Genomic DNA, 7,036 nt, shown 5'->3' on the forward strand with positions numbered 1-7,036 from the left:
CGCCCGCCCCAGGGAACCGCCCCCGGACAGCGGAAGGCCCGCCCGTCCGCCACCCGGCGGACAAGCGGGCCGGCGGGGCACACCCCGCCCGAGTCCCGTACAGGGCTCACGCGGGCCTGGACCGCAGACCCTCCAGCAGGATGTCGAGCAGCCGGGCGGAGGCCGCCGCCTGCTGCGCGGCGTCCGGCAGCGAAGGCGCCGCCGTGGCTATCACCAGCAGCACGTCGGCCACCGTGACATCGCCCCGCAGCTCACCGGCCGCACGCGCCCGGTCCACCAGCCGCCCCACGACCTCCAGCAGCTCCGCCGCACCCGCGTCGTCGCTGCCCAGGGCGTCGGTCCCGGCGGCCTGAGGCCGCTGCTCGACCAGCCGCAGATCGGGCCCCGCGGAGCCCGCGCCCACCGGGGCCACGGCCTGCCGCTGCTGCGGCACCCGCACCTCGCCCCGGGCCGTCGGCCCCGCGATGCCCACGACATCGGCGTCGGTCGCACCGTCGCCCTCGCCGCCGTCCACGCCCACCCGCAGCACCTGCGGCGGCAGCAGCCGGCCCGCGCCGGATGCCACCGAGGTACGCAGGAAGCGGGACAGCGCCGACCACGGCTCGTCCTCCTGCCCGAGGGCCGTACGCGCCTGGTCGGTCAGCCGGGAGGTCTCCTCCTCGGCTATGCGGCGCACCAGTACGTCCTTGCTCGGGAAGCGGCGGTACACCGTCCCGACCCCGACCCTGGCCCGTCGCGCCACGTCCTCCATCGGCGCTCCGTAGCCCAGCTCGCCGAAGACCTCGCGAGCGGCTCGCAGTACATGCTCAAGATTGCGCTGTGCGTCCACACGCAGCGGTGCGGAGCGAGATCCCGCCCCCGCACGCCCGTGGCCGTCGGATGCGACGGCCGTCTGCCAATGAGATTCCTGAATGTGCATCAGCGTTCCCCCGGTAATGATGTCTCCCCCCGGAGACTCCCCGCCCTGATAGTCGGCCGGGACCGCGTACCTGGCCGCCCCGACGAGATACGAACATAGTTGAGCGCGCGTAGATACAGAAGGGGGTAGTTCCGCACGGAGCGCCCGCCCGATCGGAGTATCGCCCAAAAACTTCCTGATTCGGCCACTGTCCGTACCCCCGGCTCACCCGCTGACCTGCACCCCTTCCCGATCGAACGGTCATTCCAGCGGCGTGCGGCACGCCTGGCCTCCGGTCACACAATCTGCCGGGCCTGTGGACAAACTCCCGCCGCCGTTGCGTCATGGGACAGTGACAGAACCTGCGCGCATTCTCGTTGTCGGCGGCGGCTACGTCGGGATGTACACCGCGCTGCACCTCCAGCGGAAGCTGAGAAGCGGCGAGGCCGAGGTCATTGTGGTGACGCCTGATCCCTATATGACCTATCAGCCGTTCCTGCCCGAAGCGGCGGCCGGCTCCATCTCCCCGCGTCACGTCGTGGTGCCGCTCCGCCGGGTCCTGGACAAGTGCAAGATCGTCATCGGCGAGGCCAAGTCCATCGACCACGCCAAGCGCACGGCGACCGTCACGACCCTCGCCACCGAGGAGGAGGGCACCGGCGCCGTCGAGATCACGTACGACGAACTCGTCCTCGCGCCCGGCTCCGTCTCGCGCACCCTTCCGGTCCCCGGCCTGGCCGACTACGGCATCGGCTTCAAGACCGTCGAAGAGGCCATCGGCCTGCGCAACCACGTCATCGAGCAGATGGACATCGCCTCCGCCACCCGCGACCCCGCTGTCCGCGACGCCGCGCTCACCTTCGTCTTCGTCGGCGGCGGATACGCCGGAGTGGAGGCGCTCGGCGAGCTGGAGGACATGGCCCGCTACGCCGCCCGCTACTACCACAACGTCAAGCCCGAGGACATGAAGTGGATCCTCGTCGAGGCGACCGGCCGCATCCTGCCGGAGGTCGGCGAGGAGATGGGCAAGTACGCGATCCGTGAACTGCGCAGGCGCAACATCGACGTACGCCTCGACACCCGCCTCGACTCCTGCGCCGACCGCGTCGCCGTCCTCAGCGACGGCTCGCGCTTCCCCACCCGCACCGTCGTGTGGACCGCGGGCGTCAAGCCGCACCCCGTCCTGGCCGCCAGCGACCTGCCGCTGAACGGACGCGGCCGCCTCGCCGCCACCGCCCGGCTCACTGTCGAAGGGGCCGAACACGCCTGGACCGCGGGCGACGCCGCCGCCGTACCCGACCTCAGCGCGGCCCAGAAGGGCCAGGAGTGCGCGCCCAACGCGCAGCACGCCGTACGGCAGGCCAAGGTCCTCGCCGAGAACGTCGTGGCCTCCCTGCGCGGCGAACCGCTGAAGAACTACGAGCACAAGTACGCCGGTTCGGTCGCCTCGCTCGGCCTCCACAAGGGCGTCGCGCACGTCTACGGCCGCAAGCTCAAGGGCTATCCGGCCTGGCTGATGCACCGCACGTACCACCTCAGCCGGGTGCCGACCTTCAACCGGAAGGCCCGCGTCCTCGCCGAATGGACCCTCGCCGGGCTCTTCAAGCGCGAGATCGTCTCCCTCGGCTCCCTGGAGCACCCGCGCGCCGAGTTCGAACTGGCCGCGGGCGGCGAGCCGCCCAAGACCAAGTGACGACTGTCAGTGCGGTCGGTCACACTGGACGTGTGACCATAGGCTGGCTCACGCCCGCTCAGAGTCACCCGCTGTAACGGCACAGCAGTTCCTCCCCCCACAGCAAGCGCAGCGACCACAACGAACGCAGCGACCACAGCGTCAGTCACGCACACAACGCAACGCGACACCATGAGGCTTGAAAGTCAGTGAACTTCACGCGCTGGAGCGCCCGTCTCCCCGGAACGCAGCGCCGCGCCGCAGCGCGGAGCGACCGCGGCTCCGTCCCGGCGGCCCGCGTCGAGTACGGCCGGCCGTCCGAGCAGGGGCCCGACGCCCAGGACGCGCCCGGCGACGACGCCCTGCCCTCCTCGCCCGCGGCGCACCCCCTGACCGACCTCTCCGTATGCGAGATCCTCGGCCGCCTCCCCGCCCTCGTCGCCCTGGTGTACGGCCCCGACCACCGCGTCGCGTACGTCAACGACGCCTACGCCGCAGCCTTCGGCCCCCGCGAGCCCGGAGACCCCGCCGCCGTCGCGCTCCCCGAGCTGGAGGAGCTCGGCCTGCTCCCGCTCCTGGACCAGGTCCTGCGCAGCGGCACGCCCCGTACGGTCAAGTCCCGCAAGGTCCCCAAGGGCGGCTCGTACACCATCACCTGCACGCCGATCGAGCTCCCGGCCGGCACCGCCGGCGGCGGGGAGAGCGGCGTGCTCGTCTTCGCGTCCGACGTCACCGACCACGCCGAGGCCGCCGAGCGGCTGCGCGCCAGCGAGCGCCGCCTGCGCGAGACGGCCGTGACCCTCCAGCGCTCCCTGCTGCCCCAGGAGTTGGAGCAGCCCGACGACCTGCGCATCGCCGCCACCTACCAGCCCGGCGGTACCGACGCGGCGGTCGGCGGCGACTGGTACGACGTCATCACGCTCGGCGCCGGCCGGACGGCCCTGGTCATCGGCGACGTCATGGGCCGGGGGGTGCGCGCCGCCGCCGTGATGGGCCAGCTCCGCACGGCGGTCCGCGCGTACGCCCGCCTCGACCTCCCGCCCCACGAGGTCCTCCAACTGCTCGACGGCCTCGCCGCCGAGATCGACGCCAGCCAGATCGCCACCTGCGCGTACGCCGTCCACGACCCCAACGAGGGCCGCCTCGTCTACGCGTCGGCGGGCCACCTCCCGATCCTCGTCCGCGACGAGGACGGCACCGTCCGCCGCGCCGAGGACCACACGGGACCCCCGCTCGGCACCGGCGGCTGGATGCACACCTCCGGCACCATCGCCCTCCCGCCGGGCTCGACGGCCGTCCTCTACACCGACGGTCTCGTCGAGCGCCGCCGCGAGGACATCGACGAGGGCGTGGCGGCGCTGGAGCGCGCGCTGTCCGGCGCCACCGGCACACCCCAGGTCGTCTGCGACCGGCTGATCCGCGCGCTGGGCGTCACGGCCGACCACGACGACGACGTGGCCGTGCTGGTCCTCCAGCACCCCACCCGCACCGGACCCGACGCGGAGCTCTTCCACAACGCCGCGCTGGAGCTGCTGGGCGGCATCGAGGCGGCCCCCCGCGCCCGCGCCTTCGCGACGGGGGTACTGGCCTCCTGGCGCTTCCCGGTCGAGCTGTGCGACCTGGGTGTGCTGGCGGCCAGCGAGCTCGTCGCCAACTCCCTCCAGCACGGCACGCCCCCGATGCGCCTGCGCCTGCGTCGCACCGACCGCCGCCTGATCATCGAGGTGACGGACGGCGACGACCACCTGCCGCGCCGCCGCCGCGCCGAACCGGCGGACGAGGCGGGACGCGGCATCTCGATCGTCGCGACCATCGCCTCGTCCTGGGGCAGCCGCCGCACGCCCGGCGGCGGCAAGGCGGTCTGGTGCGAGTTCGCCCTGCCGGACAGCTGACCGCAGGGGTACGGCGCCCTAGCCCGCCGGAGCCAGGTCCTTCGCCGGCGCACCCGAGGCGACGACCCGCGACCTGGCGGGCAGCGGCCTGTCCTGCGCCGGGGTCAGCTGCTTGCCGAGCCGCAGCGCCAGCACGCTGATGCCCAGCGAGAAGACGACGAAGGTGAGGATGTACGGCGCGTGCAGCGACGCGCCCATCGGCCCGCCCACCGCCGGCCCGACGGCCAGCGCGAGCTGCTTGACCAGGGCGAACGCCGAGTTGTACTGGCCGATCATCGACTCCGGCGCCAGATCCGCGACCAGCGGCGCCACCGTCGGCGACAGCATCGCCTCGCCCAGCCCGAAGAGCGCGTACGTCGAGACGAACGCGGCCGTGGCCATCGTCTGGCTGCCGTGCCCGAGACCGGCGTACCCCGCCACGATCCACGCGACGGTCCAGATCAGACCGACCAGCGCGATGACGCGCGAGCGCCGGTGCCGCTCGACCAGGCGCAGCACCACGAACTGCGCGAGCACGATGACCGCCGTGTTCGCCGCCAGGGCGATGCCCAGCGTCGACGGCTGAATCCCGGCCGCCTCGGTGCCGTACGCGGCGAGACCCGACTCGAACTGCCCGTAGCAGGCGAAGAAGAGGACGAACCCGAGCCCGCACAGCTGCACCATCGCGCGGTGCTTCAGCAGCGCCCGCAGGCCGCCCTTGGGGGCGGCGTCGTCCTGCGGCATGGCGCCGGAGATGACGGCCGCGCGCGGCAGCCGGACGCTCGCGCCGATCCCGGCGAGCACCAGGAACATGACCGCCTCGATGGCGAAGAGCAGCAGGAAGCTGTCGGGCCGGCTCTCGTCGACCAGCTGGCCGCCGATCAGGCCGCCGATGCCGAGTCCGAGGTTCGCCAGGAAGAACTGCATCGCGAAGGCCCGCGTACGGGTGGCGGGCGTGGAGCACCACACGATCATGGTGGCGAGCGCCGGCTGCACCACCGCCGTACCGGCGCCGAGCAGCGCGGCGGACAGCAGAACCATCGGCACGTCGGCGGCGAGCCCCATGCACAGAGCGCCGGCGGAAGCGATGACGGCGGCGGCGACCACCACCGGGACCGGGCCGCGCCGGTCGATGACACGCCCGGTGAACGGCAGGACGAGAAGTGCGGCCACAGCAAAGACGGCGAGCACCACACCTGCTGTACTCGCGCCCAGATCCCGCACCTGGGCGACATACACATACAGATACGGAACGGTGAACCCGATACCGAACGCACTCAGCGCGTTCCCCATCTGGATCCGGCGCATCGCGGCGCCCATTGCCCTGGTCACACTCACCTGCCTCAAGGTTTCGACGAGAAGAGCTGAAGCCTGAAGACTTCAACACTAAAGTTAGAACCTCAACAGTACACATCGAAGGACTTAAAGGCCAACGAGTACGTGTCATACTGCGCGGCATGCCTGAGACCCCAGAGCCGCACGGCCCCCAGGAGCCGAGCCTCGACGAACAGATCGCCGCCTACCAGCGCGAGTACGGCGACCTGGACCCGCAGGTGGAGAAGGTCGTCTCGGCCCTGGGCCGCCTCAACCGCCGCATGAACGTCGCGTACGGCCGCCAGGTCGCCGCACTCGGCATCAGCAACACGGAGTGGGAAGTACTGAAGACCCTCGTGGTCTCCGGGGCCCCCTACCGGCTGGGCCCCGGCGAGCTGGCCAAGCGACTCGGCCTCACCCCGGCCGCCATGACGCACCGCATCGACCGGATGGCGGCGGACGGCCTGGTCACCAGGGACCGCGACGAGAGCAACCGCGTGCGCGTGATCGTCGAGCTCACGGACGAGGGCCGGGCCAAGTGGCTCGAAGCGATGCGGATGGCGTCGAGCTTCGAGGAGGACCTGCTCCAGGACCTCTCCGCCGACGAACGCGGCTCGCTCGGCGACATGCTGACCCGGCTGCTGCGCCGGGTCGAGGACGCCCAGCCGGATGCCGGCGGCCGCCTCACGGACCTCGACTGACGGGGGAACGGGAGGGGTTGACACCGCCCCCGTCGATCCGTAAGGTTCTTCGAGTTGTGACGGAGCCGGAACGGTTCTGCGCCAACCACTCGCCGCGAACGCGGCACACCCAAACTCTGCACGATCTCCCACTCGGGATGAATTCCGGCATGCCGGAATTCATTCGACAGGCTCGATTATGAGCCGCCCGGGAAATCCGCTAGGGTTTGAGACGTCGGAACGGCCCAACAGCCGCAAAGACAAAGCCCGCTGACTGGGAGTCAGGCCCGAAAGGATCTGATAGAGTCGGAACCGCCGGAAAGGGAAACGCGAAAGCGAAGAACTGGAAAGCACCGAGGAAGTCGGACACGAAAGCGTCTGATAGAGTCGGAAACACGAAATGCCGAACGAAAGCCCGGAGGAAAGCCCGAGAGGGTGAGTACAAAGGAAGCGTCCGTTCCTTGAGAACTCAACAGCGTGCCAAAAGTCAACGCCAGATATGTTGATACCCCGGCCCACTTCGGTGGGTTGGTGGTTCCTTTGAAAAGTCCTGGCTGCCCTTGTGGCAGTCCAGGCGAACACAGCGAGGACGCTGAGAACA

The 7,036-nt window shown here is 70.9% G+C and carries 5 protein-coding genes; 3 read left to right on the forward strand and 2 right to left on the reverse strand.

Annotated features, from left to right (window positions below; genetic code table 11):
* Positions 1-106 precede the first annotated feature (106 nt).
* Positions 107-919, reverse strand: coding sequence for a TetR/AcrR family transcriptional regulator (locus E2E34_RS28780; RefSeq protein WP_138904813.1), 813 nt, complete (start codon positions 917-919; stop codon positions 107-109).
* A gap of 331 nt (positions 920-1,250) precedes the next feature.
* On the opposite strand from E2E34_RS28780, the gene E2E34_RS28785 reads away from it, so the two are divergent.
* Together E2E34_RS28785 and E2E34_RS28790 are read left to right on the forward strand one after the other, a co-directional pair.
* Entirely contained in the window at positions 1,251-2,591 is a 1,341-nt protein-coding gene (locus tag E2E34_RS28785; RefSeq protein ID WP_138904814.1) for an NAD(P)/FAD-dependent oxidoreductase, read from the forward strand.
* A 188-nt stretch (positions 2,592-2,779) separates the two neighbouring features.
* Positions 2,780-4,462 carry an ATP-binding SpoIIE family protein phosphatase gene (locus E2E34_RS28790; protein WP_138904815.1) on the forward strand — a complete coding sequence of 561 codons (1,683 nt, stop codon included), beginning with the start codon at positions 2,780-2,782 and terminating at the stop codon, positions 4,460-4,462.
* Between the two features lie 18 nt (positions 4,463-4,480).
* On the opposite strand, the gene E2E34_RS28795 is transcribed toward E2E34_RS28790, so the two are convergent.
* Positions 4,481-5,761 carry an MFS transporter gene (locus E2E34_RS28795; RefSeq protein ID WP_208765364.1) on the reverse strand — a complete coding sequence of 427 codons (1,281 nt, stop codon included), beginning with the start codon at positions 5,759-5,761 and terminating at the stop codon, positions 4,481-4,483.
* Between the two features lie 137 nt (positions 5,762-5,898).
* On the opposite strand from E2E34_RS28795, the gene E2E34_RS28800 reads away from it, so the two are divergent.
* Positions 5,899-6,456, forward strand: coding sequence for a MarR family winged helix-turn-helix transcriptional regulator (locus E2E34_RS28800; RefSeq protein ID WP_138904817.1), 558 nt, complete (start codon positions 5,899-5,901; stop codon positions 6,454-6,456).
* The last annotated feature ends 580 nt before the right edge of the window (positions 6,457-7,036 follow it).

It is taken from the genome of Streptomyces albidochromogenes (assembly GCF_005981925.1).
Lineage (GTDB): Bacteria > Actinomycetota > Actinomycetes > Streptomycetales > Streptomycetaceae > Streptomyces > Streptomyces albidochromogenes.